A 23,838-nucleotide genomic window follows, 5' to 3' on the forward strand; every position below is an offset into this window, starting at 1 on the left:
TCCAAAATTGCTGATGCTAATGTCTATCCAACAACAGCCCTACTGCCCCCCTTTGATCCATACATCCCGTTGTGGGAAAGGGATAGTGACCCCATGCTCGCGGAAAGCCTGATCGATGGCAAAGCGCAGCTCGCTCTTGACGTCTTCGATGCCGATGAACTCGTGCGACCAGAAGTGCAGCTCAAAATCTAGGGAGGAAGCCCCAAAATCCTTGAAGCGGACAAACGGCGGGGGGTAGCGGAGGATGTCTGCATTGCCCCGCGCTACTTCCAGCAGCAGCTTCTTGACCAAAGCGGTATCGGAACCGTAGGCCACGCCCACGCCCACGTAAAAGCGGGCTTTATTGTCGTTGTGGCTCCAATTGACGAAGTGCTGCACAATCAGGCGGGAGTTAGGGACGATGACCGTGATGTTGTCCCGGGTTTCCATAAGGGAGGTGCGCACCCCTATGCGGCGGACTGTGCCGACCAGGCCATCTACCTCTACCACATCGCCTACTTCCACCCGGCGCTCGAAGAGCAGGATGACACCGGAGAAGAGGTCTTTGAAGGTCTCTTGCAGCCCCAGCCCTATGCCTACCAAAAGCGCAGCTGCCCCGCCCCAGATAAGGGTGAGCGTAAAACCGAGGGCCTCCAGGGCCATGAGGATGGCGATAATGTAGACGAAGTATTGCAGCAGCTGATTGATGGCGTACTGTGAGCCAACATTTATTTTTTTGTTGCGGTAGTACTGACTGAGGATGAGCTGTATGGCTACCCAACTGGCCAGGCGGGCCATGACAAGGATAAAACCGGCATTGAGCAGGTTGGAAACAGTGAGGCTTCGCGTCTGCCCATCTTCGGCCCCGGAAGGGGTGTAGGTGTAAAACGCCCAGTCTATTTCAAAGGCATTGACGATGAAGAGCATCGCCAGGATGTAGACGGCATATTGTACGGTACGGTTAGTTTTGCCCCGGGTGTCCGTTTGGTAGCGGTCGAGCTCCATAGGCTCCTCCTGCCGGCTTTTGTAGTAATTGGTAATGAGCAGGCGGGAGATGATGAAGTCGAGCAGGCGGGCAAACTGCCAGATGATGAGCGCCTGCAGAAAGGTGGAGATGTAAAGGTTGATCGACTCTTCGTTGGTCGTTTCGATCAGCTGCTGGTCTAGCCTAAAAACAGCCAGCCCCCCCCACGCGCCGAGCAGAATGAGCAACAGCCCAAGGATGCGGCGGGCTCTGCGCCGTTCTTCCGGAGCAATCTCCAAGCGCCCGGCCAGCAAAGGGAAGAGCCGTACGGCCAGCAGCCAATACAAGGCCGACAGCAATAGCGCCAAGCCCACTGCTGCTATCATTTGCCCTAGTGTGATATTGTGTTGGCCCAGGCTAAAAAGGGTTTGTTCCAAAAAGGCTTGCATGGGAGTGGTCTATGTCTCGCTGCAAGGTACACATTCGGATGAATTTGCGGAAGCGCAAGAGCTAAGGCGCCCCTTTTCATCGAAATTGCGCACCGGGTGGCCGTATTTATCGGCTCCCGCCCCATTTTTGCTTTACTTTGCAGCGGAATAAGGGGGAGCAAGCTCCCCTAAAAGGAAGGATTATGGTCATTGATGTCATATTTGCCGTTGCCAGCCTCTGGGGCTTCTATGTAGGCTTCTCCCGGGGCATCATAAAAACGATCTTCACCATTCTGTCTGTGATCTTCGGCTTGATGATCGCATTCCGCTTTGGCCCAGATGTGACCGGCCTGCTCGAGAGCACCGTATCCGACAACCCCCTGATGTTTGTGGCTGGCTTCCTCCTCACTTTCGTGCTCACCATGATGGGCATCCGGCTATTTGCCAACATGCTGGAAGGAGCACTCGAATCAGCCAATATCAACTTCATCAATCAGGTGATTGGCGGGCTATTTATGGCTGCACTGATGATTTTGCTGTACAGCGTGCTGCTATGGTTTGGCGACCGCTCCCACCTGATCAATAACGAAGCCAAAAATGAATCGCGCACCTATGTCTACCTAGAACAATACCCAGAAAAAGTGTGGGACTGGGGCGGCAGGGCGAAGCCAATCTTAGAAGACTTCTGGGACCACTCCATTGAATTTATGGACAAGCTCGATGGCGTGAAAGTAGAACGGGAAGAAAGCGACCCCATCATTTATGACCTGCCCGATGAAGATGAGCGCCCGCGGAGATAATCAATCCGCTTGAAAATCGAGCACCAAGTATTCTGGCCGCTCCTCCCCTATTACATCAATGATAAAGGTGTAAGCCCCATCGTATATCCGGGTCTCCCCCACGTAATCGATCGGCTGTAGGGTCAGGGTATCTGTACCGATAATGGTACGTACATACCCGTAGGCGTAGGTGAACTCAAAAGGCTGATAACCGGATGTCTGTCCAGGCTCAAGCCCGAGGTAAGTCTGCACACTAGGGGTGCCAGGCTGCAGAACGACCTCGTCAAGCTTGAATTTGCTGATATTCTGTACGCGCAGCTGAACCTCCCCCGGCACAAAATCTTCACTCATCAGGCTGTCGCTGCATGAGGCAGTGGCCATCAAAAGCCCAACCAATAAGCAGATGTGTTTTAGCTTGATCATAATATCTTTTTGCACCGTGGGCATGATAATCTACAGCCCGTAAAAATTTGCGCCCCCTGACCCATTCAGGGGCACGGCATAGCTATACCCTGTAAGACACCCTGCAGCCCGGCAAGGTTGGGGCAGCATGCCTACTTTGGACAATTTAGCCAGATTTTAGCACAGTGCTCAATTTAATCTTCCCACCCTTCTACCTTAAAACGGAGGTCGACCAGCCTGAGGCGGTACCGCTTTCCGGAAAGCCGTACTCTTTTGTATTTGAAAAAGCGCCGCAAGCCCAGTCCGGCTAGGGTTGACACACCTGTGACTGCAGCATCGGCCCAGCGGTAGCTCGTTTCGGGGTCCCCGTCTGTGGCATAGCCCACTGCTGCAAACCCGGACCATGCCAAACCAAAGACAACCAGGGACGTGCCCCCCGCCCGTGCCCAAGCGCGGTCAAAGCGCAGGCTTTCAATATCGTGCACATTGACGTAACGGTCACCAAAAATTATCAGGCTGTCCTCCATACGGAAACCTTCGATATACCCTTCTTGATAGTGATCTTCACCAGCCAAGCGGTACTCCAGTATGTCGCCTGCAAAGAATTTTTCTGTATCCGGGCTGCCGTACCGCTCAATCTGCAAGGCTTTTTGTGCGGGCAAGGCCAGGGCGAAAGCAAAAAGGATAATCAGTGTGGGCAAGCAGCGGTAGGTCGTCATATTGATGATAAGTTTGAGCAATGTGTTAGAAGTTGTCAGACTATAAACAGTAGACCTAGGCTTTAGGGTCGCGGTTGCCCGGCTTCCGGTATTTCAGGAAACGCTTGATCATGATATTGACGGCCCGCTCTATCTCATCAAACGGGGCTGGCTCCTTTGCCGTGTAGAGAATCATAAAATCATAAGCTTCGCCTTCTTCCAGCTTGAGGTAAAGGCGGTGTTTGTGCTTTCGCCAAGCTTCCCGCACTTTTCGCCGGATGTAGTTGCGGTCCGTTGCCCGCTTGAACTTCCGCTTGGGCACACTGAAAGCAGCCTGTACGGGGAACCCCGCGCGCGCCGCTTCTGCTTTCTGATAGACCAACCGCAGGGGGTACTGCCCAAAGGAGGGGGAAGCCCCTGAAAAAAGCCCTTCTATAGCTTTACGGCTCTTCAGCCGCTCGGCCCTGTACATTTTTTTTTCCTGCTTCATCGCCTGCAATTACTGGTTTTTTGCCCGCTTCTGAAATTTTTTTGCCCTTTTAATTATGGAAAAAAAGGATTCCTGCGACAGATAAGTAAGCCTTGGGGACAAGGCCCATCTTCAAACACCAAAAAAACCTAAAAACATGGAAAAGCAAGTTCTTTTTACGGAAACGGTCAAGTGTGAAGGGCGCACTTATTTCTTTGACCTCAAAGAAGCCAGCAACGGTAAGCCCTATTTGTGCATTTCCAGCTCCTCCAAAAACAAAGAGGGCGAATTTGAACGCAACCGCATTTTCATATTCGATGGCGATTTCGAGCGGTTTGCCCAAGCCATCGCCTCTAGCATGGAAGCTTACGCCAAACTTGAGAAAGCGGACGCATAAGCCCCGAAAGCGTATTTTCTATCTAATCCTAGAATTCGGTGCCTGCCTGGCATTCAGCCTGGCCCAATCAAGTGTAACGCCTTAATGAGCCGGCATTCTGCTCAGCTAAGCTTACTGAACGGAAGAAAGCCAAATGCCTGCCGCCAGCAGTGCAGCAAAGGGCGGGCACCTTTTTTACACCCCACCTGAAACCATGACTTACACACCCCCAAACCTCTCTATCAAGAGCTGGGCCGAGGAAGACCGCCCGCGGGAAAAGCTCCTGCACAAAGGGAAGTCCGCCCTCTCCGATGCCGAGCTGCTCGCTATACTCATCGGCTCTGGCTCAGCACAGGATTCTGCCGTCAGCCTAGCGCAGAAAGTGCTCCAGTCCGCAGCCAACAACCTCAATGAACTTGGCCGGCGCAGCATACCGGAGCTACAAACCTTCAAAGGCATAGGGCAGGCCAAAGCGGTCACGATCGCTGCAGCTATGGAGCTCGGCCGCCGCCGGCAGCTCTCCCGGATTGTGGATAAGCCGCAAGTTTCCCGTAGCCGGGATGCGTTCGATGCTATCGCGCCCATCTTGGTCGATTTGCAGCACGAGGAGTTTTGGATACTCAACCTCAACCGGGCCAACCGGGTCATGAGCCGTTCCCGGATCAGCATGGGCGGCATGGCCGGCACAGTTGTGGACGCCAAGATCGTCTTCCGCAAAGCCCTGCACGCAGAAGCCAGCGCCATCATCCTTTGCCACAACCACCCTTCCGGCAACCTCAACCCAAGCCAGGCTGATTTAGACCTCACCCGAAAGCTCGTGCGCGCCGGGCAATCTATAGATATCCCCGTGCTCGACCACCTCATCGTTTCGGAACGGGGCTACTACAGCTTTGCCGACGAAGGGAAATTGTAAAGCCTGCCTGCCTTGGGCGCAAACCCAATGGGGCCTGCCCCTGCCCGAGGCAGGTGCCGCTATGCTGCGGGGCTCGCTGTCCGCTCGGCCCTATCGGGCTTGCCACCCCTCCGCAGCGCTAGGCCGTTGCCATCAGGATGTCAAAGCCTGCAATATTTTGGCTCAAGCCCTGGCAACTTATCCTGTACTGCTGTGTTCCTTTAGTTGTGGAAAAAGCGCCTTGCCGCGCCCCAACTGAAACTGTCACCAATATCGCATGGCTTCAAAGGACAAGAACAGCATTGATTACCGCCTGCTCGGCCGGGTGTTTGCCCTGACCCGGCCCTACCGCAATATTTTCCTACTGGCCGCCAGCCTTGCGGTGCTGCTAGCCCCACTATCTACCGCCCGCCCTTACCTGATCAAAGTCATGGTTGATGATTACATCTTCGCCAATGACATCAGTGGGCTGACCAAGATGGCGCTCGTCTTGGTAGGGCTGCTGATGCTCGAGTCCCTATGCCGCTACTGGTTTATCTTCTCGACCAATCTGCTGGGGCAGTCTGTCATCCGCGACCTCAGGGTCCGTGTCTTCAAGCACATTACCAAATTGAGGCTGACCTACTTCGACCGCACGCCCATTGGAACCTCTACGACCCGCACCATCAATGATATCGAGGCCATCAATACTGTTTTTTCTCAGGGCTCTATCACCATCATCGCAGACTTGCTCACCCTCGTCACCGTGCTGGGGGTGATGTTTTATACAAGCTGGAAATTGACGCTGATCTGCCTGACGACCATGCCTTTCCTCATTCTGGCCAGTTATGTCTTCAAAGAGAAGGTCAAGAAATCCTATCAGCGGGTCCGTTCTCAGATTTCCCGTATGAACGCTTTCCTACAAGAGCGGATCACTGGCATGAGGATTGTTCAGATTTTCAACGCTGAAAAAGCGGAACTGAAAAAGTTCAGGCAGATCAACCGGGAGTACACTCAGGCCAACCTGGACTCAATACTTTATTATGCCGTCTTCTTCCCGGTTGTAGAGATCATCTCTGCCGCCTCTCTCGGGCTTATGGTTTGGTGGGGCGCTCAGGATGTGCTCAAGGCTTCGGGGGTCACCCTGGGGGCATTGGTGGCTTTCCCTGTTTATCTAGACATGCTGTTCCGGCCTATCCGGACGGTTGCCAACAACTTCAATAACCTCCAAATGGGCCTGGTGGCCTCGGAAAGGGTATTCGACCTAATTGACAAAGACGACCATATCGAGAACAATGGCACGCTGCAGCCTGCCCAACTGCAAGGGCACATACAGTTCAAGGGCGTACATTTTGCTTACCAATTGCCTGATTATGTCTTGAAAGACATCAGCTTCGAGGTCCAACCGGGCGAAACCCTCGCTATAGTCGGCAGCACCGGTTCGGGCAAATCTACCATCATCAATATCCTCAACCGCTTCTATGAGATACAGAAAGGGGAGATACAGGTAGACGGGCAGCGCATACAAGATTACGAGCTGGAAGCCTACCGCAAGCGAATTGCCATCGTGCTACAAGACGTATTTTTGTTCTCTGGCTCTGTACTGGAGAACATTACCCTACGGGACGAGCGCTTTTCTAGAGAACAGGTCATCGAAGCCGCTAAGCTCATCGGGGCTCATGAGTTTATCGAGAAACTGCCCGGAGGTTATGACTACGAAGTGATGGAGCGCGGGGCGACTTTATCTATGGGCCAACGGCAGCTGATCTCTTTTGTCCGGGCACTGGTTTTTGACCCCGATATCCTAGTCCTTGATGAGGCTACCTCTTCCATTGACCCCGAAACAGAATCTGTCATTCAGTATGCCATCGAAAAGCTGATTGCTAAACGGACATCTATCATCATTGCCCACCGCTTATCGACCATACGCCATGCTGACAACATCATGGTGCTGAGCAAGGGGCAGTTGCAGGAGTTTGGGCCACACGAGCAGCTGCTACAGAAAGAGGATGGGCAGTACCGCAAGCTATACGATATGCAGTTTCTCCAAGCTGCTGCTGAGGGGTAAGCCATTCTGCCTGCCCCCATCTCTTAAGGCATGCTGAGAGCATACGCACCTGCAGCTTTATCCTATTTTAAATCCATGTTTTACAAACCTGGCCTCCTCACTATATCTTCATTATGCCCGCTAAACTCAACGGGCATAAACCCTAATGTCGAGGGCGTTTATGCGTGTCGGGCTTTATAGCCTGGCATTGGCCTAGTGCCTTAAGTCATAAATCTCTGATACTTAAGTTGAAGTTATTTGCCAACTAATCAAGGCGAAGGTTCGCGACTTTAGCCCGAGCTAAAGGAACGGTTCTTTAACGAAGAGTAGGCGGAAAAAAACGAAACTTGGGGTGGCAAGGATTTATGGCTTGAGGCACTAGCGCTGCGAAGGGGTGGCAGGCCCCTATCCTTGCGGAGGGGCAGGCCCCCAAAAACGGCAACCTGGTTTGTGCCCCACTCAACTTTAGAACCCTGCTGGCCCTGCCGGCACAGCGATCAGGCATCAGCCCTTGATTTCCATAGCAAAACTACTCCAAATAAGCGCTAACTGAACCGCCCTTTGGGCAGCGGGCGGATGAGAAAAAAGCCATCGTCCCCCTGTTTTTGGTATAGGGGCATGAGTATGCGCCCAGCCTCTGCGGCCTTTATCTCTCCGTTCCGGTCATGTGCCAAAACCTCTCCCGCTCTCACTTCCTGGAAGTTCTTGTAATCTGGCAGCATTTGGAATGCATCTCCGGGCCGGATGCTGTGGCAGGTAATCAGCTCAGAAACCTTAGGCAGCCCCCTCGAATACTCGATGAGGAGTGCATCGTGCCGGTTCTCCACATGCTCTGCTTTTACACAGCCGATGGTGCGCATGCAGTTGATGATGGCGGCAATGGCCCGGTTCACAGAAAGGGTTTCATCATGCTGCCCAGACTCAAAGCAAACCGCAACGGTGGGCAGGCCGATCTGAGCAGTATTGAAGTAATGAAGGGTCGTGCCCCTTAGGCCAGACAGCAGCCCCTTGATAACAGGTGCGTGCAGCTCCACCGCGATACGCTCGCTCTCAGGGTCATCCGTCGCAATGGAAAAAATCCCGCCGTAGGCGGTAGTGGTATGCAGGTCCAACAATACAACCCGCTCCGGGGCATAAGCGCTGATCTCCTCCATGATTGCTGTATGCAACTCGAGCACCTCAAGGTCTTCTGCCTTCAGCTCATCCGGTGGGGACTGCAGGATGCGGGCAACGTTTTCTGGCGTCCATTGCCGGTTGAGGTCTTTCTCCAAAAACCGCGCCCCTTTTGCGATAGCACGAGCATTCCCTCTAAAGCCAACGATGCGCCCTTTGAACTTAAAATCCGGATTGGACTCCGGCTCCAGCTCCAGCAGTTTGAACAAAATATCCAATGCCTGTACGCCAGCAGGCTCATTTCCGTGCATGCCGCCCAGACAAATCAACAAAGGCCCGCTCTCTTTCCCAGAATAGGCTCCGATCAGTCGTTGATTATTCATAAACATATTGTTTTGCAGCCGTAACCGGCCTTGAGGGCAAGCGTTGGTGCCGCTATGCCCACACACAGCATATAAAAAACACCCTCCATTGAGATAGGGTTGGCCCTGGAGAAGGCCAATGCAGGCCAACTAACGGTTATCCAAAAAACGCCACAGCAAGCGAGTGGCGTAGCTGCGATAAGGGCGCCACTGCTCAGCCTGCTCCGCCATAGCCCGCTCAAGGGCTCTTCCCTTCCCTTCCAGCCCGTACAACTGCTGCATCGCTTTTTGTATGCCCAAGTCTTTCTCTGGAAAAATATCGGGCCGCCCCAAATTGAAAAGCAAAATCATCTGTACGGTCCAAACCCCAACCCCTTTGATAGAAGTCAGCGCGCTGAGCAGCTCTTCATCAGTCCATTGTAGAAGGCGGTCTGCCTCATGCTCCTGAAAAAAGGCAGCCACATTGCGCAGGTACCCCATCTTCTGCCGGGAGAGCCCTGCACCTCTCAATGCTTCATCAGGCAGCCCCAATAATAGGCTCGCCTGTGGGTACCCGTCTGGGAAAAGAGCAAGAAAGCGGTTGTGGATGGTCATCGCAGCTTTGCCAGATAGCTGTTGAAAGACAATCGCACGCAACAGCCCCTTGTACAGGTCAGGGCTGAGCTCTAGCGGTGGCAGCGCAGGCGGATGAAGGGCAGGGCGTAGCTGCTTATCCTGATGGAGGTGGGCAAAAATTTCTTTGGTCATACTTTAGGGGGCGGGCGGCACCAATGCTAGCCTGCATTTTTTGATAAGTTGGGAGAATTATGCGCATGACGAAGCTCAAGGTATTCCGCTTCGAAGCCCATCTGCTGGAAAATGCTTAATGCCGGATGGCCAGGCTTAACGTGCATAGCAATGTCGCCATCGGCATGTTGCAGGGCGCGCTCCAACAAGTTTTGCAGCAGGCCGTCAGCATGCCCCTCCGCCCTGCCTAAGGTTACGAAGACAAAGAGGTATTTTGGGTTATAGGCTTCCATGCCCGTACAATTGGCCACCACAGCTCCTAAGATATCAGAGCCGTCTATAGCAACTGTGATGAACCCGCCAAAAGAAGGTTTCCCTTTCACAGCATAATCCAATGCCTCGAGGATGCTCTCCCTGCTGCTATTGGGCTCGTGTGCAATCAGGAACCGGGCCAGCCGGTTCTTTTCCATAAGGCTAATACCTGAAAAAGCGTCGTATATCTTAATTTGGCGTCCCATTTTGTCCCGGATTTTGCTCTCTTTGATAAAATCGCCCCCTAATCCGTGCAAAATGTTAAATTACAACAATTTACTAGCTATCAAAAACATGCTCTGGCTTTTCCCTGCTTCTGAATACGGTAAGCAGCACTATCCTCCAGAAAAAGTTTCGCCTCTACTATCCTCAAATGTCACGACAATCATGAAAATCAATACCGCCACGCTATTATTTTGCTGCCTCAGCCTACTGGGCTTCGCACAAGGGCCTGCCAACCCAGATACAAAAATCAATGCCCCCTTGCTCAACAAACTCAAGGGCGGCGGGCAACATGCCATATTGATACGCTTCGATGCACAGGCAGATGTCTCTGCTGCCAGGCACATGGCCAGTAAGGAAGCCCGCGGCACCTTTGTCTACCAAGAAACGCAGCGCATAGCCCAGGAAAGCCAGGCAGCGGTCAGGCAGCTGCTGGAAAGCGCAGGCACCCCCTATCAGCCCTTCCATGTTGTCAACGCTATTGCCTGCAAAGCCGATTACAGCCTGGCGCAGCAGCTCGCCCGCCGGCCCGAAGTGCGTGAGCTGCAGGACAACGCCCCTGTACAGCTGCAGTATTTCCCAGCGCCCCAAGAAGCCAATGCCTTAGACTTCCGCAACGGTGTGGAATGGGGCATTGCCGCAATAGGGGCAGACCAAGTGTGGCAGCAAGGGTTCACCGGGCAGGGCGTAGTCATAGGCGGCCAAGACACCGGCTATGAGTGGGCCCACCCTGCCATAAAAGACAGCTACCGAGGGTGGGATGGCACTGCAGCTGACCACAATTACAACTGGCACGACGCCATCCACGCCATCGACTCCCTCAACGGGCCGCCCTATGACAGCGCTGCCAACCCTTGTGGGCTCGACAGCCCGGTCCCTTGCGACGACAACAACCACGGTACCCACACCATGGGGACTATGGCAGGAGGGCTATCTGATGAGGGCAAAAGCATTGGCGTAGCCCCTGGAGCACGGTGGATTGCCTGCCGCAATATGGAAAGGGGCTATGGCAGCCCTTCCTCCTACATCGAATGCTTTGAGTGGTTTTTGGCCCCGACCGACCTGAACGGCGAAAACCCCGACCCCGCTATGGCCCCGCACGTCATTGCCAACTCTTGGAGCTGCCCGGAGATCGAAGGCTGCAACCCTTCCAACTTTTCAATCATGCAGGCTGTGGTGGACAACCTCAAAGCTGCGGGCGTGGTGGTCGTCGTCTCTGCTGGCAACAGCGGCAGCAGCTGCGGGAGCGTTAGCACCCCGGCGGCTATTTTTGAGAACAGCTTTACCGTGGGCGCCACTCAGCAAAACGATACGATCGCCGGGTTCAGCAGCCGGGGCACAGTTTTGGCAGACAACAGCAACCGGCTCAAGCCCAATGTAGCAGCACCGGGCGTAGGCGTACGCTCAAGCATCAAAAACGGTGGCTTTGCCACTTTCTCGGGCACAAGCATGGCCGGGCCGCATGTGGCGGGGGCAGTAGCCCTCATCATTTCAGCCCGGCCTGACCTAGCCGGGCAGGTCGAAGTCATTGAGTCTTTACTGGAACAAACCGCCCGGCCTATGCAGAGCGGACAGGACTGTGGGGGCGTGAGCGGCATGGACATCCCCAACGCCGTATATGGCTTTGGCCGCATTGATGCCCTGCAAGCAGTGGAAGCAGCACTCAACCTCAGCAGCGTTAAAGAAGCGAAAGCACAAACTGCTGACATCACGCCCTTCCCCAACCCCTCCGCCGGGCTATTCCGCTTACACGCCAATTTCACTCCGGCCTCCTCCGGTACCGCCCGGGTATTCAATGTGGCCGGGCTGCCCATTTTGGAAGCAGCCTGGCCAGCTGGCGACCCCACCTTGCTCCTAAATGGCGAAAGCCTGGCCCCCGGTATCTATTACTTCGAAGTATGGATAGAAAACCGCAGGTTTACCGGCAAATTGATCCGGCATTGAGGCGCAAGCAGAAAAAAGCAAGGGCCATTTGAACTTGGGGGTAAGCAATTTTACCTTATTTTAGCCGAATGGCCCTTGCCCAATGCGTATGGGCAGGCTCATTATTACCCGCTCGCAAGAGCCCTGACCAAAGCCAACCGATATGCTGAAGATTGATATGCATACTCATATCATTCCACGGGACCTCCCACGCTATGCCGACCTCTTCGGGTATGGCGATTTCATCCACTTGGAGCACCACCGCCCCGGCTTTGCCCGGATGATCAAGGGGAACGAATTCTTTCGGGAAATCAAATCCAATTGCTGGGACCCCGAAGAACGTATTGAAGAGTATGCCCGGCACGGCACACAGGTCCAAGTCATTTGTACCATACCGGTCATGTTCTCCTACTGGGCCAAACCTTCAGACTGCCTGGAGCTCGCCCGCTTCCTGAACGATGATATCGCACAGACCGTCGAGCAATTCCCGCGCCACTACATTGGGCTTGGCACCGTGCCTATGCAAGACCCTGACTCAGCCATTCAGGAGCTGGAGCGCTGCCGCGAAATTGGGCTGGCCGGCATCCAAATCGGCTCTAACATCAATGGGGATAACCTCAGCGATAAAAAGTTTGAGCCCTTCTTTGCTGCCTGTGAGGATTATGGCATGGCCCTTTTTGTCCACCCTTGGGAGATGATGGGCTTTGACGATATGCGCAAATACTGGCTGCCTTGGCTCGTCGGCATGCCCGCTGAGACCTCCCGGGCCATATGCTCCATGATTTTCGGGGGCGTTTTCGAGCGGCACCCCAACCTCAGGACCTGCTTTGCCCATGCAGGCGGCTCTTTCCTGCCTACTATAGGCCGTGTACAGCATGGCTTCGATTGCCGGCCCGACCTCGTTGCAGTCGACAACGAGGTGCCCCCTCGTGATTACCTGGGCAAGTTTTGGGTGGACTGCATCACACATGACCCTGCTATGCTGGAGTACATCCTCAAAACGGCCGGCACCAACCGGGTCTGCCTAGGATCGGACTACCCCTTCCCTCTTGGCGACCTGGAAATCGGGGCTTTCATCGAGGAAATGGGGCTTAGCGAGGAAGTCCGCGCAGGTATATATGCCGACAACATTCTCGAATGGCTCAACCTAGACCGCAGTCAGTTTGAATAGGGCTCGCTTGTAAAGTCTTTAAAGTCAGGCTATATTTGCGCCCGCAACCCTGCACGCAGCAGGGTGGGAAGTACAGTTAGCAGCCCTGGGCTTTTGGCCCGGCAAGCCTGCAACTTGTTTTTTGTTAACGTACGCAATGAATATCATGCCAGCACTTTACAACCGCGTCAACAACGACGAGCTTAAACGCCGTATGTTGGAGAGCAACGAAGAGCGCGTCACGCTCTCCTTCTATCAGTACCACAACCTGGACAACCCTGAACGCTTCCGAGACGAGCTCTTCCTCCGGTGGAGCAAGCTAGGGGTATTCGGGAGGATCTATGTCGCCAAAGAAGGCATCAACGGCCAAATCTCTGTGCCCGAACAGCAATTTGAAGCCTTCAAAACAGATATGTACAGCATCCCGTGGCTAAACGGAGCCCGCCTCAATATCTCTGTTGATGACGACGGCAAGTCTTTCTACAAGCTCAAAATCAAAGTCCGTAAAAAAATCGTGGCCGATGGGCTCGATGACCACACCTTTGATGTCACCAAACGAGGCAAACACCTCAGCGCTCAGGAAGTCAACAACCTTTTAGACAACCCTGAAACCTTGGTCGTTGATATGCGCAACCACTACGAAAGCGAGGTCGGGCACTTTGAAGGGGCTATCTGCCCTGATGTAGAGACCTTCCGCGAAGCCCTTCCGCTAGTAGAAGATATGCTGGAAGACAAAAAAGATAAACCCATCATCATGTACTGTACGGGAGGCATAAGGTGCGAAAAAGCGAGCGCTTATTACCTGCACCGCGGTTTCCGGCACGTACACATGATAGATGGGGGCATCATTGAATACACCCGGCAGTGCAAGGAACAGGGGCTGCCCATCAAGTATGTAGGCAAGAACTTTGTCTTCGATGAGCGGATGGCGGAGCGCATCACCGAGGACATCGTATCCCGCTGCCATCAGTGCGGTGCACCCTGCGATGACCACATCAACTGTGCCAACGATGCCTGCCATATCCTGTTTATCCAATGCCCCTCTTGTGCAGAGCAGTACAGCCACTGCTGTTCTAAGGCTTGCAGTGATTTCAACAACCTGCCGGAAGAAAAACGGGAAGAGCTGCGCGGACAGCTTGAGTTCAATGGGACCAAGTTTGGCAAAGGACGCTACAAGGCGCTGCGAAAAGACGAACCCCTCGATATCTCTTAATGCCCTACAAACGCTTAATGCAGTAGAGAACGGTTGTGCCCCCTAACGGCACAACCGTTCCTCATTTTCGGCCCGGCCGCAACCATCAATCAGGGTGTTCTCTTCTTGCGCTCAAAGGCTTGGATGACTTGCGTGCCTACCTGCGCGCCTACCCTTAGGCCTACCTCATTATCGGTACGGAAATGTACGCCACCTTCAAACCTGGACTCGGAGCACTCCTCGGCAAGCGCATAGAACTCAGCCTGGTCCAATGGAAAAAGGTAAGAAAGCACTGCTGCCAGGGAGCCTGCTACCGTTGTATGCCCAGCCGGGTAGCCCGGAAAATTGGGCGTCTGCACCAAAATAGGCTTGAAAGTGGGGTCGTACTGAAAAGGGCGTATCCCCCAATAGTGGTACTTGCCGTCCCAGGCTGCAATAATGGCATCAAAACGAGCCGTATGGAAAACGGCGTTGGCAAAAGCGGCCTCTATTGCCCTCAGCCCATAGGCCATGATTTTGCGCTCTATCAGATCGTCCCATATTGGCTGCGACTTCCACTTCCACGCAATATCACTGTAAGCATGGGCTTGGTTGAACTGCCGGAGCTCCTCCATGTCTGCGCTCCAATCTGTAGGCGGCGGCGCTGGCCTGAACTGATCCGGCCGTTCAAGGGTAAGGGGCCGCCACTGCGCCTTCATAGGGTCCCAAGGGCCCGGCTCGCCCAGCCACAAGCCGTCTGAACGAGGCACCTGCCCTGCCCATTTTTTGTCCGTACGGTCATTCTTGGCGTAAGCCACGTACTGCCGTGCCACCTCCCTGCCGATGTAAAGCCCACGCTCTATATCTGATGGCAGCTGCAGCCCCGACTGTAGCCTAGCTTTGCGGAAAGCAGCCAACAACGAATCTGTGGCTTCTTGCTGCTCTGGGAAGTAATAGTTGATGATGGCATGTGCCGCACTTGCGGCGGCACTGTACGCGCAGATAAAGGAAGAGCCCTCCCCTACAAGGCCGAGGCACCCTATAGCCGGGCTTTGCACACATGGCGGCGGCACCTGGTAAACTGCTTTCAGCTTTTCCACCACGGTCAAGGCATCATAAACGGCCAAGTGCAAAATGGCAACCCGCCCCCCATTTTTATGCCCCTTATGCAACCTGCCGGCAGCCATCAAAGCCTGGTGCCAGCGATAGGAAGGATAAGCATTGTTCCAATAAGCCGCCCATAGCGTATCCGTCGCTTGCATGCCCGACTGCGCCCTTGCCACCTCCGCTAAGCCTTTGGCCAGCTCCGCTTCATCCGCTGGCTCAAAATCAGCAGGGCAATCGAACAAGAACGGCTTATAAAGATAAGCAGGCTGGGCAGCCCCACTCCCAGCCATAAAAACGGTAGCCAACAATAGTGCAAACCAGGTCGATTTAATGCAAGCTGTTGCCATTTGGGTCTTGATTTTAAGCGATAGGAAGGGAGCGCAACTTAATAGCAAACCAATGCGCAAATTGTTCAAGCAGGCCATACAGCCCACGCCAACTGGAAAACAGAGATTTCAAACTTGGCTGAACGGCTCCGCTCCGCCCCTACAGATGGCTCCGGGCCCAAAGCAGCCGCTTAGAAATGGCCATCCCTCCCGGCGGTACAGAACAGATTGTCGTTTGGGGCCTTCCCCTGCCTGACGGCAGGCGCCGCTATGCTGCGGGGCTCGCTCTTCGCTCGGCCCTAACGGGCTTCACACCCCTCCGCAGCGCTAGTCCAATGCCATCACAAAGCTAGTAAAGCCTAACTCTCTATAGCATTTCGGCCTATGCCCCCACCGGGCGGATCAAGCCTTCCTGCACCACAGAGGCCACAAGCTGCCCTTGTTGGTTGAAGATACTGCCCCTCGTAAACCCTCGCGCATTAGACGCGCTCGGGCTATCTATAGCATACAGTAGCCACTCGTCGGCCCGGAATGGGCGGTGGAACCACATGGCATGGTCCAAGCTTGCCAGCTGCACCTGTGTCTGTGCAGCCAGATCGCCGTGAGGCAACAAAGCGGTAGTCAGCAAATTGTAATCGGAGGCATAAGCCAGGACCGCCTGATGGGCGCGGCGGGCGGGCGGCATTTCTCCTTTCGACCGCATCCAAACGTGGCGCAACGGCTGCTGCTTGCCGCTCAGCATAGGGTGGACCCGCTCTACCGGCCGGAACTCGATCGGATGGGAAACTTCCAAAAAACGGCGGATCCCCTCGGGCAGCTGCCCTCCGTATTGCGCTACCAGCTCATCCCAGCTCATCAGTCCTTCTGGCGGCTTCACATTGGGCATGCTCAGCTGATGGTCGAAGCCCACCTGCTCCTTTTGAAAGGAGGCCGACATATTGAAAATGGCCCGGCCTTTCTGTATCGCTTTCACCCGGCGGGTCGTAAAACTACCCCCATCCCGGATGCGGTCTACCTCAAAAATAATGGGATGGGCCACATCACCGGGCAGTATAAAATAAGCATGCAACGAATGTACAACCCGGTCTTCCGGCACAGTACGCATAGCCGACTGCAAGGCCTGTGCCAGCACTTGCCCGCCAAAAACCCGCCCGCTGCCCACACTGCGGCTCTGCCCCCTGAACAAGTTCTCTTCTATGGGCTCCAAGTCCAGGAGCGACAAAAGTGCCTGTATATCATTCATAGCATAAATTAGGATGAAAGCCCAAATGTACAGCCTACTGCACGCTTGTGCAAGCACGGGCAGCCCTTGTAGGCTTCTATGGTGGCACCAAGGAAAAAAATCTCTATTTTGGCTCAGCGAATAAAACCGATACCTGCCATACCATGAGCCAAAGCAAGAAGAAAACCCAAATGCCAGCAACTACCCCGCCAAAAGGCTACCCCAAGTGGTTCGTACAGCCCAAGCTCCATGCCCTCGCCTTGTTCGCCTTCAGCTTTATCCTGTATGCCAACACCCTTGGGCACGGCTTCGCCCTAGATGACGCTATCGTGATTTATGATAATATGTTTGTACAGGAAGGGCTCAGCGGCATAAGCGGCATTCTGAGCAAGGATACTTTCTTTGGGTTCTTCAAAGAAGAAGGCAAGGCGGCCCTTGTTGCCGGAGGGCGCTACCGCCCGTTCACCCTCATTCTGTTCACCATCGAGCGCGCATTTTTCGGCAGCAGCCCAGCAGTAGGGCACTTGTTCAATACCTTGTACTATGGGCTGACAACCGTTATGCTTTACCTGCTCGCCCTGCAGCTGTTCCGCCCGGAGAACAGCAGAGTAAAAGCCTACTTCATCGCTTTGGCAACGGCTATGCTGTTTGCCGCCCACCCCATTCATACAGAGGTGGTGGCCAATATCAAAGGGCGGGATGAAATTTTAGCAATGCTGGGCAGCCTCGCCGCTTTGTACTGCTCCCTGCGCGCTTACCGCGAAAAAAAGCCAGTGCTTCATATTGCGGCAGCCCTCCTCTTCTTCATCGCGCTGATGTCTAAAGAGAATGCCATCATGTTCCTTTTCATCACGCCGCTTGCGTACTATTTTTTCACCACAGCCCGGGCTGGGCAGATCGCTGCCAACTCAGCAGTACTGCTGCTGCCAGCTGTTGCATTCCTCTTTATCAGGTTCAGCGTACTGGGCTTTGGGCTGGGCGAGCCCCCCATGGAGATGATGAACAACCCGTTTGTGAAAGTAGCAGGCGGTGCCTATCTGCCCTTCACGGCTCACGAGTGGTTGGCCACCGTCATCTACTCCCTTGGCAAATACCTGCAGCTGCTGGTGCTGCCCATCACCCTGACCCACGATTACTACCCCCGGCAAGTCGGCGTCATGACCTTTGCCGACCCGGCCGCCCTGCTCAGCCTTTTGGCCTATCTGGCGCTGGGCAGCTATGCCTTGCTCAAGCTCCCCCGCAAAGCGCCCATGAGCTTCGCCATCTTGTTCTACTTGGTCACCTTAGCTATTGTGTCCAACCTGTTTTTCCCAGTAGGCACCCACCTGGCTGAGCGCCTGCTCTTCATGCCCTCCGCTGGCTTCTGCCTGGCTTTAGCCATTTTAGGCTACCGGCTGGCCAGCCGAAATACAGGCAAGGGCAAAGCCCCTGCTTTCGCTAAAACCCGCACCGCCCTTGGGGCAATTGCACTGGCCAGCCTAATGTTCGGAGCCCGGACAATAGCACGGAACCCGGTCTGGGCTGACAATTACACCCTCTTCACCACCGATGTAAAACACTCCCCAAACAGCGCCAAGCTGCGCAATGCCGTTGGGGGCGAGCTCATCACCCGTTCGGTAGAAGTAGCTGCGCCTGAACAAAAAACGCGTATGCTCCGGGAAGCCATCGGGCACCTGCAGAAAGCCATCAGCATACACCCCAACTACAAAAATGCCTACCTCCTGCTCGGCAACGCCTACAACTATTTGCAGGAGTACGAGCCTTCTATCGCCAACTACCAACAAGCTTTGTCTATCGACCCCAACTACCGGGATGCTCAGCAAAACCTAGGTATCACCTATAAGGACGCAGGGAAATATTACGGGGAAAAACTGGGGCAGATCGATCAGGCGATCGATTACCTGAAAGAAGCAGATAAGCTGATCCCCGGCACCTACGAAGTTGTCCGCCTCCTTGGGGTAGCGCACGGCATCAAAGGACAGTCCGAATTGGCGGTGCAATACTTTTCCCGGGCCACCGAGCTCGCCCCGGAAAACGCTAGTGCGTGGTTCGATTTGGGCACTGCTTACTACAATCTTGGCGATGCTGCCCGAGGTGAAGCGTACCGGCAGAAGGCTCTGCAAATCGACCCCGATTTCCTTAACAACCGTGGCCAATAGCCTTCTTCTCTGAGCCAAGATTGAGCTTGCCATCCGCTTGAACCAATCTGTGTGCGCGCACACTTTTTTAAGGTGTACCGGATTTTTTTTGCCGTTTCCGTTAATTACACCGCATAATTTGAGAAATTAGAGGGTAAGCCTTGCCCCCCGGCAGCTTGCCCCCGCCTGCCAGCTTTGAATTGCCTTTTTTGCGACAAGCTTATCCTTTTTTGAAACAGACCTAGCATCACATGAAGAAACCGACAACGCTCTACCTCTCCCTGGCCCTACTTGCGCTCTGCACCACCTTGCACGGGCAGTCGCCTGCACATATTTGGGCAGACTCTCTGTACGCTACGCTTTCCGAACAAGAACGGCTCGGGCAGCTTTTCATGATCCGCGCCCACTCCGACAAGGGCCCTGCGCATGTGGCCGATGTGAAAGCACAAATTGAAAAGTACAAAGTAGGCGGGCTGTGCTTTTTCCAAGGCACGCCCAAGGCACAGGTCCAACTCATTAATGAGTACCAGGCCATGGCCAGCCCGGTGCCCCTCATGATGGCGATAGACGGAGAATGGGGCCTGGGCATGCGCATGAAAGCCACTACGATGAGCTTCCCCAAGCAGCTCACTTTAGGGGCTATTCAGGACAACCGCCTCATTTATGATATGGGGGCAGAAATTGCCCGCCAAATGAAAGTTGCCGGCATCCACGTCAACTTTGCACCGGTTGCGGATGTCAACAACAACCCCGCCAACCCCGTTATCAACAACCGCTCTTTCGGCGAAGACCGCCTGAATGTAACAGCAAAAAGCTGGCGCTACGCCCAAGGCATGCAAGACCACGGAGTAATGGCCTGTGCCAAGCACTTCCCCGGCCACGGCGACACCAATGTCGACTCCCACTATGACCTCCCGGTCATCAATCATGGGCTAGACCGCCTCGATAGCATTGAGCTCTTCCCTTTCCGGGAGCTTGCCAAACGCGGCATTGGCAGCATGATGGTCGCCCACCTCAATGTGCCAACCCTCGATGCCCGTGAAAACCGGCCTACCACCCTATCTTACGGCACGGTCACCCGTCTGCTCAAAGAGGGGCTGGAGTACGACGGGCTTATTTTTACTGATGCGCTGGAGATGAAGGGCGTCACCAAACACTTCGAAAGCGGACAGGTGGAGGCAGAAGCCTTGGTTGCAGGCAATGACGTTTTGCTCCTGCCCGAAGACATGGAAGCAGCCTTCTCAGAAATTCGCAAGTACTTAGCTGATGGCCGCCTGAGCTGGGAGCAGCTAGAGCATAGCATCAAAAAAGTGCTGCGGGCCAAGTACGAGCTCGGGGTCACCCAGTTTGAGCCCCTCTCCACCGATGAGCTGCACGAGCAGCTGCACACCGACGATGCCTACCAACTGAAGCGGGAGCTCCTCGCCAATGCCCTCACCCTTGTCCGGAACCCGGAAGGGCTGATCCCTTTTCAGGACTTGAGCGCTACAAAAATGGCCGCCTTGGATATAGGCAGGAGCACAGCCAGCCCCTTTCAACAGCGCCTGCTCGAATACCGGCAAATGCCCACCTTCCAGGCACCGGCTTCCCTCCCGCTCGACCAACAGCGCAAGCTGATGCGGGAGCTGAGCCAAGCTGACGTTGTTATCGTTGGGCTGCACAACATGAACAAATCTGCAGAGCAGCAATTTGGCATCAGCGGCAATGCCCGGGAGTTCCTCCGGGTGCTCAATGAGCAGACCAAAGTCGTACTCACCGTATTCGGCAACCCTTACAGCCTGCAATACTTCGATGATATCCCTTGGGTACTGGAAGCTTATGAAGAGGAAGAGGACATGCAGGCGCTCGCTGCAGAAGGCCTCTTTGGCGCTCGTGCCTTCCGGGGGCGCCTGCCGGTCACTGCTTCACCCATCAGCCGTTTTGGGGACGGCGTGATCACCCGCCCGATTGGCAGGTTTGGCTTTGCACCTCCTCAGGAAGCCGGCATGGATGCTGCGACCTTGGCTGAAATTGATGGGATTGTAGAAGAAGCCATTGCAGAAAGGGCAACACCGGGCTGTGTGGTCTTGGTGGCCAAGGATGAGAAAATCGTTTTAAAAAAGGCTTACGGCTACCACACTTATGCCAAAGAACAGCGCGTGCAGGAGGATGATGTTTATGACCTGGCCAGCATCACTAAAATTGCTGCCTCCACCTTGGCCGTGATGAAGCTGGCCGAGCAAGGGCTGGCCGACCTTGACGCGCCCCTTGCCAACTATCTGCCCCAATTGGCGGGCACCAACAAAGCTGCCCTCACCCTTCGCGATATCATGGCGCACCGGGCAGGGCTCAAAGATTGGATCCCCTTTTACCAGCGTACCGTTGCCCGCAATGGGAAGCGGATGGTCCGGGATAAAACGTTGTACCGGGCAGCAGCTGAGCCCGGGTTTTCCACAGCTGTAGCCCCACAGCTTTTTCTCAAGGATGATTTCCGCATGGCTATTTTCCAAGAAATTTACGACTCCCCTGTAGACGAGCGGCCACGGTACAAATACAGCGACCTCGGCTTTTACCTGATTGCCGACTTGGTAGAACGGCTGAGCGGGCAGCCTTTGGACCAGTTTGTCAAGGGCCATTTCTACCAGCCGCTCAATTTGGAATCCGCAGGGTTTAACCCTATGCTCCGCGGTTTTGCAGACCGCATACCGCCCACAGAAATAGACGATTACTTCCGCTTGCAAGCTGTGCGCGGGTATGTCCATGATATGGGCGCAGCCATGCTCGGTGGCGTCAGCGGCCACGCCGGCTTATTTTCAAACGCAAAAGACCTGGCCGTGCTCATGCAAATGCTGCTGAACGGCGGCAGCTATGGCGGCGAACAGCTCTTAGCTGCAGAGACCATCAGGCAGTTCACCTCGCGCCACCCCAAAAGCACAAGAAGAGGGATAGGCTTTGACATGAAACAGCTCGACCACAGCAGGTGGATGAACCTTCCGCCAGAAGCGGCCAATGGCACTTTCGGCCACACCGGCTTTACGGGCACCTGTACTTGGGCCGACCCCGAGCAGAATTTGGTATTTGTGTTCCTTTCCAACCGGACCTACCCGGATATGAGCAACTTCAAGCTCAACAAATTGGGCACCCGCCGCCGGATCCTCTCCGTGATCTACGAGTCGATCGCACAATACGAACAGCAGACGGCCATGCTGGCCTCTCCGCATAAAAACGCATGGGCACAAGCGCAACCTTCTGCACTTGTGCCCATTGGAGCGCCCTGATATCAGGCTGGCTTAGCGCTTGCCTGGAGCGGTTCCGTTATAAAAACCAAGGGTTTATGCCCGCCCACTGTACCTGCACGGCCAGCAGGGCCCTGGCGAGGTCACTGAATTTAAGTTTAGCGGGCCAAATAAAAACTCAGCGAAGAAGCCAGGCTCATAAAGCACTGATTTACAACAAGGGCGAGCCCCAAACGTACGCTTAGTACTTGATCAACGGCAGCGCTTTCACTTTGCCCTTGTGGCTGACACGGACCCGGTATGCCCCAACTGCCAATCGCTGCACATCGAGGGCAGCTGTAGCTTGCCCCCCATCCACCTGAAGATTGCTGCTTTGCACCACCTGCCCATTGAGCGAAAGGATATCGATTTGATACCTACCGTTCTCGGCCTGCGCCAAAGACAACTGGGCTACATCTTGGGCGGGGTTGGGGAACAACCGGATCTCGCCCTGCAAAGCGGCAATGCCCGAAGTGCTGTTTGGGCTCATCTCACTGAGCACAACTGGGCTATCTAGCGTGGCAGCCCCATCTCCGCCCGATCCTGCGGCACTATTGGCCGCCACAGCCGAGCTAAAGAAGCGTACCTCTCCAGTACCTGCAGCCGGGGCTACCCATTCCATCTCAAAAGTATTCGTAGCAATGCGCTGACTTTGCTCCGGATACTGCCTGCCGCCCAGCATGGTAATCTGCTGCCCAGAGCCAGGGTTCTGAAAAGTGCCAGCCTGCATATTATCGCCCCCTGCCAAGGCCACAGCCTGATAGCCATAGCTCGAAGGGCTGCCTGTTGCATTGACCGTCAGGCGCATGGTGTAGACCTGCCCTGGCTCATAGCTCGTGACGGGCGTTCCGCCATCCAGGATTTCCAAATCCAGAGACGGAGAAAAAGCACCTGCACTGTGGCAGGCTTGGCAGGTTGCATTACTGAAAGGCGAGCCTGTACGGTCCTGCCCTTGCACTTCCGCAGCACCAGAGCTGTTGTTCATAAAGAGGAAAGCGGCACCTGACAGTGCCATGCAGATGTAAAGGATCTTGAATTTCATAGTCTGAATTGGGTAACAAAATGGGGGTTCACGACGGTAATATACGTGAGCATTCCAACGCAGGGTTGATTGCCCTTGGCATAACTTCGGTTTTGCCGTGAATTAGACAAGAAGAGGCGGGAATGGTTTAAGCATTGACCGGATAGCCGTAGCCCAGCTCAGGGTGGAAACCCGGCACCCCCCGAAAAAAGGCTTCTACCACCTCACGGTCCTGCTCCCAATCGCCGGTAGGCCAAAAAGGGGGGCTGATGCGGATCACTTTGTGCCCCCAATCAAAAGCAGCCATAAAAATGGGCACCTTTGCGCCAAGCGCCATATAGTAAAAGCCTGTCCTTAGCCGTTCCACCCGCTTCCGGGTCCCTTCCGGAGCAATACAGAGGGCAAAATGTTCGTGCTGCTCAAACAGGCGGACTACCCCATCCACATAACGAGAGCTACGGGAGCGGTCGACCGGGTGCCCCCCCAGCCTACGGAAGAGGATGCCCCACGGGCCACGGAATAGGCTGTCTTTGCCTACAAAATTGATGGAAAGCCCAAGGGCAGAGCGCGCTAATATGCCAATCACAAAATCCCAGTTGGAGGTATGGGGGGCTGCAATGAGGACGTACTTTTGCGGCAGCACCTGTACCTCCTGCTCTATTCGCCAGCCCAACCTTTGCAGCAGGTAGCGGCTCAGCTGTTGTCCTCTTTTCATTTCACCTTTGCTTTATGACCGAAACAATATACTGCCATTTGCGTATAACCACCAGCATTTGGC

At 54.6% G+C, this 23,838-nt stretch carries 20 protein-coding genes; 9 read left to right on the forward strand and 11 right to left on the reverse strand.

Annotated elements, in window-relative coordinates; translation table 11 throughout:
- Positions 1 to 39: 39 nt before the first annotated feature.
- Positions 40 to 1,329 carry a mechanosensitive ion channel family protein gene (locus FRY97_RS10930; protein ID WP_211356848.1) on the reverse strand — a complete coding sequence of 430 codons (1,290 nt, stop codon included), beginning with the start codon at positions 1,327 to 1,329 and terminating at the stop codon, positions 40 to 42.
- A 245-nt stretch (positions 1,330 to 1,574) separates the two neighbouring features.
- On the opposite strand from FRY97_RS10930, the gene FRY97_RS10935 reads away from it, so the two are divergent.
- The gene (locus tag FRY97_RS10935) at positions 1,575 to 2,171 is read left to right on the forward strand and encodes a CvpA family protein (protein WP_147167568.1); all 597 of its coding nucleotides are present in this window, start codon (positions 1,575 to 1,577) and stop codon (positions 2,169 to 2,171) included.
- On the opposite strand, the gene FRY97_RS10940 is transcribed toward FRY97_RS10935, so the two are convergent.
- The 3 genes from FRY97_RS10940 to FRY97_RS10950 form a co-directional block, all read right to left on the reverse strand.
- Positions 2,172 to 2,573: a hypothetical protein gene (locus FRY97_RS10940; RefSeq protein WP_147167569.1), complete on the reverse strand. Its 402-nt coding sequence runs from the start codon at positions 2,571 to 2,573 to the stop codon at positions 2,172 to 2,174.
- Between the two features lie 173 nt (positions 2,574 to 2,746).
- Positions 2,747 to 3,292: a hypothetical protein gene (locus FRY97_RS10945; RefSeq protein ID WP_170254595.1), complete on the reverse strand. Its 546-nt coding sequence runs from the start codon at positions 3,290 to 3,292 to the stop codon at positions 2,747 to 2,749.
- 34 nt (positions 3,293 to 3,326) lie between these two features.
- Entirely contained in the window at positions 3,327 to 3,740 is a 414-nt protein-coding gene (locus FRY97_RS10950) for a ribonuclease P protein component (RefSeq protein WP_147167571.1), read from the reverse strand.
- A 136-nt stretch (positions 3,741 to 3,876) separates the two neighbouring features.
- On the opposite strand from FRY97_RS10950, the gene FRY97_RS10955 reads away from it, so the two are divergent.
- From FRY97_RS10955 to FRY97_RS10965, 3 genes are all read left to right on the forward strand, one after another.
- On the forward strand, positions 3,877 to 4,116 hold the full coding sequence (locus FRY97_RS10955) for a DUF3276 family protein (protein WP_147167572.1): 240 nt from the start codon (positions 3,877 to 3,879) through the stop codon (positions 4,114 to 4,116).
- A 193-nt stretch (positions 4,117 to 4,309) separates the two neighbouring features.
- Complete coding sequence (radC, locus tag FRY97_RS10960) at positions 4,310 to 5,008, forward strand: RadC family protein (protein WP_147167573.1); 699 nt, start codon at positions 4,310 to 4,312, stop codon at positions 5,006 to 5,008.
- Between the two features lie 256 nt (positions 5,009 to 5,264).
- Positions 5,265 to 7,034, forward strand: a complete 1,770-nt coding sequence (locus FRY97_RS10965) for an ABC transporter ATP-binding protein (protein WP_147167574.1) — start codon at positions 5,265 to 5,267, stop codon at positions 7,032 to 7,034.
- A 524-nt stretch (positions 7,035 to 7,558) separates the two neighbouring features.
- On the opposite strand, the gene FRY97_RS10970 is transcribed toward FRY97_RS10965, so the two are convergent.
- The 3 genes from FRY97_RS10970 to FRY97_RS10980 all read right to left on the reverse strand — a co-directional run bounded on the left by FRY97_RS10970 (position 7,559) and on the right by FRY97_RS10980 (position 9,732).
- Positions 7,559 to 8,509 (reverse strand): succinylglutamate desuccinylase/aspartoacylase domain-containing protein, encoded by a 951-nt coding sequence (locus FRY97_RS10970; RefSeq protein ID WP_170254596.1) that lies wholly within the window; start codon positions 8,507 to 8,509, stop codon positions 7,559 to 7,561.
- A 129-nt stretch (positions 8,510 to 8,638) separates the two neighbouring features.
- The gene (locus FRY97_RS10975; protein ID WP_147167576.1) at positions 8,639 to 9,235 is read right to left on the reverse strand and encodes a DNA-3-methyladenine glycosylase family protein; all 597 of its coding nucleotides are present in this window, start codon (positions 9,233 to 9,235) and stop codon (positions 8,639 to 8,641) included.
- Positions 9,236 to 9,261: 26 nt separating this feature from the next.
- Entirely contained in the window at positions 9,262 to 9,732 is a 471-nt protein-coding gene (locus tag FRY97_RS10980; RefSeq protein WP_170254597.1) for a GNAT family N-acetyltransferase, read from the reverse strand.
- Between the two features lie 181 nt (positions 9,733 to 9,913).
- Between FRY97_RS10980 and FRY97_RS10985 the strand changes: the two genes are divergently transcribed.
- The 3 genes from FRY97_RS10985 to trhO all read left to right on the forward strand — a co-directional run bounded on the left by FRY97_RS10985 (position 9,914) and on the right by trhO (position 14,034).
- Positions 9,914 to 11,692, forward strand: coding sequence for a S8 family serine peptidase (locus tag FRY97_RS10985; protein ID WP_170254598.1), 1,779 nt, complete (start codon positions 9,914 to 9,916; stop codon positions 11,690 to 11,692).
- 145 nt (positions 11,693 to 11,837) lie between these two features.
- A complete protein-coding gene (locus tag FRY97_RS10990) occupies positions 11,838 to 12,842 on the forward strand; it encodes an amidohydrolase family protein (RefSeq protein ID WP_147167624.1) in 1,005 nt (334 codons plus the stop codon).
- A 145-nt stretch (positions 12,843 to 12,987) separates the two neighbouring features.
- On the forward strand, positions 12,988 to 14,034 hold the full coding sequence (gene trhO / locus FRY97_RS10995; RefSeq protein WP_147167625.1) for an oxygen-dependent tRNA uridine(34) hydroxylase TrhO: 1,047 nt from the start codon (positions 12,988 to 12,990) through the stop codon (positions 14,032 to 14,034).
- Between the two features lie 89 nt (positions 14,035 to 14,123).
- Here trhO and FRY97_RS11000 read toward each other — a convergent pair whose 3' ends face one another.
- Both FRY97_RS11000 and tesB read right to left on the reverse strand, forming a co-directional pair.
- A complete protein-coding gene (locus FRY97_RS11000) occupies positions 14,124 to 15,446 on the reverse strand; it encodes a vanadium-dependent haloperoxidase (protein WP_246141682.1) in 1,323 nt (440 codons plus the stop codon).
- Between the two features lie 361 nt (positions 15,447 to 15,807).
- Entirely contained in the window at positions 15,808 to 16,668 is an 861-nt protein-coding gene (gene tesB / locus FRY97_RS11005) for an acyl-CoA thioesterase II (protein ID WP_147167579.1), read from the reverse strand.
- A gap of 170 nt (positions 16,669 to 16,838) precedes the next feature.
- Here tesB and FRY97_RS11010 point away from each other — a divergent pair, with 170 nt between their 5' ends.
- Both FRY97_RS11010 and FRY97_RS11015 read left to right on the forward strand, forming a co-directional pair.
- A complete protein-coding gene (locus FRY97_RS11010) occupies positions 16,839 to 18,806 on the forward strand; it encodes a tetratricopeptide repeat protein (protein ID WP_170254599.1) in 1,968 nt (655 codons plus the stop codon).
- Between the two features lie 230 nt (positions 18,807 to 19,036).
- Positions 19,037 to 22,042 (forward strand): glycoside hydrolase family 3 N-terminal domain-containing protein, encoded by a 3,006-nt coding sequence (locus FRY97_RS11015; protein ID WP_147167581.1) that lies wholly within the window; start codon positions 19,037 to 19,039, stop codon positions 22,040 to 22,042.
- A gap of 199 nt (positions 22,043 to 22,241) precedes the next feature.
- On the opposite strand, the gene FRY97_RS11020 is transcribed toward FRY97_RS11015, so the two are convergent.
- Both FRY97_RS11020 and FRY97_RS11025 read right to left on the reverse strand, forming a co-directional pair.
- Entirely contained in the window at positions 22,242 to 23,081 is an 840-nt protein-coding gene (locus FRY97_RS11020) for a choice-of-anchor V domain-containing protein (RefSeq protein ID WP_147167582.1), read from the reverse strand.
- Positions 23,082 to 23,208: 127 nt separating this feature from the next.
- Complete coding sequence (locus FRY97_RS11025; protein ID WP_147167583.1) at positions 23,209 to 23,775, reverse strand: 1-acyl-sn-glycerol-3-phosphate acyltransferase; 567 nt, start codon at positions 23,773 to 23,775, stop codon at positions 23,209 to 23,211.
- Between the last annotated feature and the right edge of the window lie 63 nt (positions 23,776 to 23,838).

The organism is Phaeodactylibacter luteus (assembly GCF_007993045.1).
Lineage (GTDB): Bacteria > Bacteroidota > Bacteroidia > Chitinophagales > Saprospiraceae > Phaeodactylibacter > Phaeodactylibacter luteus.

What these genes read in the sequence shown, in the direction of transcription:
- FRY97_RS10930 (WP_211356848.1), bottom strand. Translation starts at nt 1,329, where the DNA reads ATGATAGCAGCAGTGGGCTTGGCGCTATTGCTGTCGGCCTTGTATTGG.
- FRY97_RS10935 (WP_147167568.1), top strand. Translation starts at nt 1,575, where the DNA reads ATGGTCATTGATGTCATATTTGCCGTTGCCAGCCTCTGGGGCTTCTAT.
- FRY97_RS10940 (WP_147167569.1), bottom strand. Translation starts at nt 2,573, where the DNA reads ATGATCAAGCTAAAACACATCTGCTTATTGGTTGGGCTTTTGATGGCC.
- FRY97_RS10950 (WP_147167571.1), bottom strand. Translation starts at nt 3,740, where the DNA reads ATGAAGCAGGAAAAAAAAATGTACAGGGCCGAGCGGCTGAAGAGCCGT.
- FRY97_RS10955 (WP_147167572.1), top strand. Translation starts at nt 3,877, where the DNA reads ATGGAAAAGCAAGTTCTTTTTACGGAAACGGTCAAGTGTGAAGGGCGC.
- radC (WP_147167573.1), top strand. Translation starts at nt 4,310, where the DNA reads ATGACTTACACACCCCCAAACCTCTCTATCAAGAGCTGGGCCGAGGAA.
- FRY97_RS10965 (WP_147167574.1), top strand. Translation starts at nt 5,265, where the DNA reads ATGGCTTCAAAGGACAAGAACAGCATTGATTACCGCCTGCTCGGCCGG.
- FRY97_RS10970 (WP_170254596.1), bottom strand. Translation starts at nt 8,509, where the DNA reads ATGAATAATCAACGACTGATCGGAGCCTATTCTGGGAAAGAGAGCGGG.
- FRY97_RS10975 (WP_147167576.1), bottom strand. Translation starts at nt 9,235, where the DNA reads ATGACCAAAGAAATTTTTGCCCACCTCCATCAGGATAAGCAGCTACGC.
- FRY97_RS10980 (WP_170254597.1), bottom strand. Translation starts at nt 9,732, where the DNA reads ATGGGACGCCAAATTAAGATATACGACGCTTTTTCAGGTATTAGCCTT.
- FRY97_RS10985 (WP_170254598.1), top strand. Translation starts at nt 9,914, where the DNA reads ATGAAAATCAATACCGCCACGCTATTATTTTGCTGCCTCAGCCTACTG.
- trhO (WP_147167625.1), top strand. Translation starts at nt 12,988, where the DNA reads ATGCCAGCACTTTACAACCGCGTCAACAACGACGAGCTTAAACGCCGT.
- FRY97_RS11000 (WP_246141682.1), bottom strand. Translation starts at nt 15,446, where the DNA reads ATGGCAACAGCTTGCATTAAATCGACCTGGTTTGCACTATTGTTGGCT.
- tesB (WP_147167579.1), bottom strand. Translation starts at nt 16,668, where the DNA reads ATGAATGATATACAGGCACTTTTGTCGCTCCTGGACTTGGAGCCCATA.
- FRY97_RS11010 (WP_170254599.1), top strand. Translation starts at nt 16,839, where the DNA reads ATGCCAGCAACTACCCCGCCAAAAGGCTACCCCAAGTGGTTCGTACAG.
- FRY97_RS11015 (WP_147167581.1), top strand. Translation starts at nt 19,037, where the DNA reads ATGAAGAAACCGACAACGCTCTACCTCTCCCTGGCCCTACTTGCGCTC.
- FRY97_RS11020 (WP_147167582.1), bottom strand. Translation starts at nt 23,081, where the DNA reads ATGAAATTCAAGATCCTTTACATCTGCATGGCACTGTCAGGTGCCGCT.
- FRY97_RS11025 (WP_147167583.1), bottom strand. Translation starts at nt 23,775, where the DNA reads ATGAAAAGAGGACAACAGCTGAGCCGCTACCTGCTGCAAAGGTTGGGC.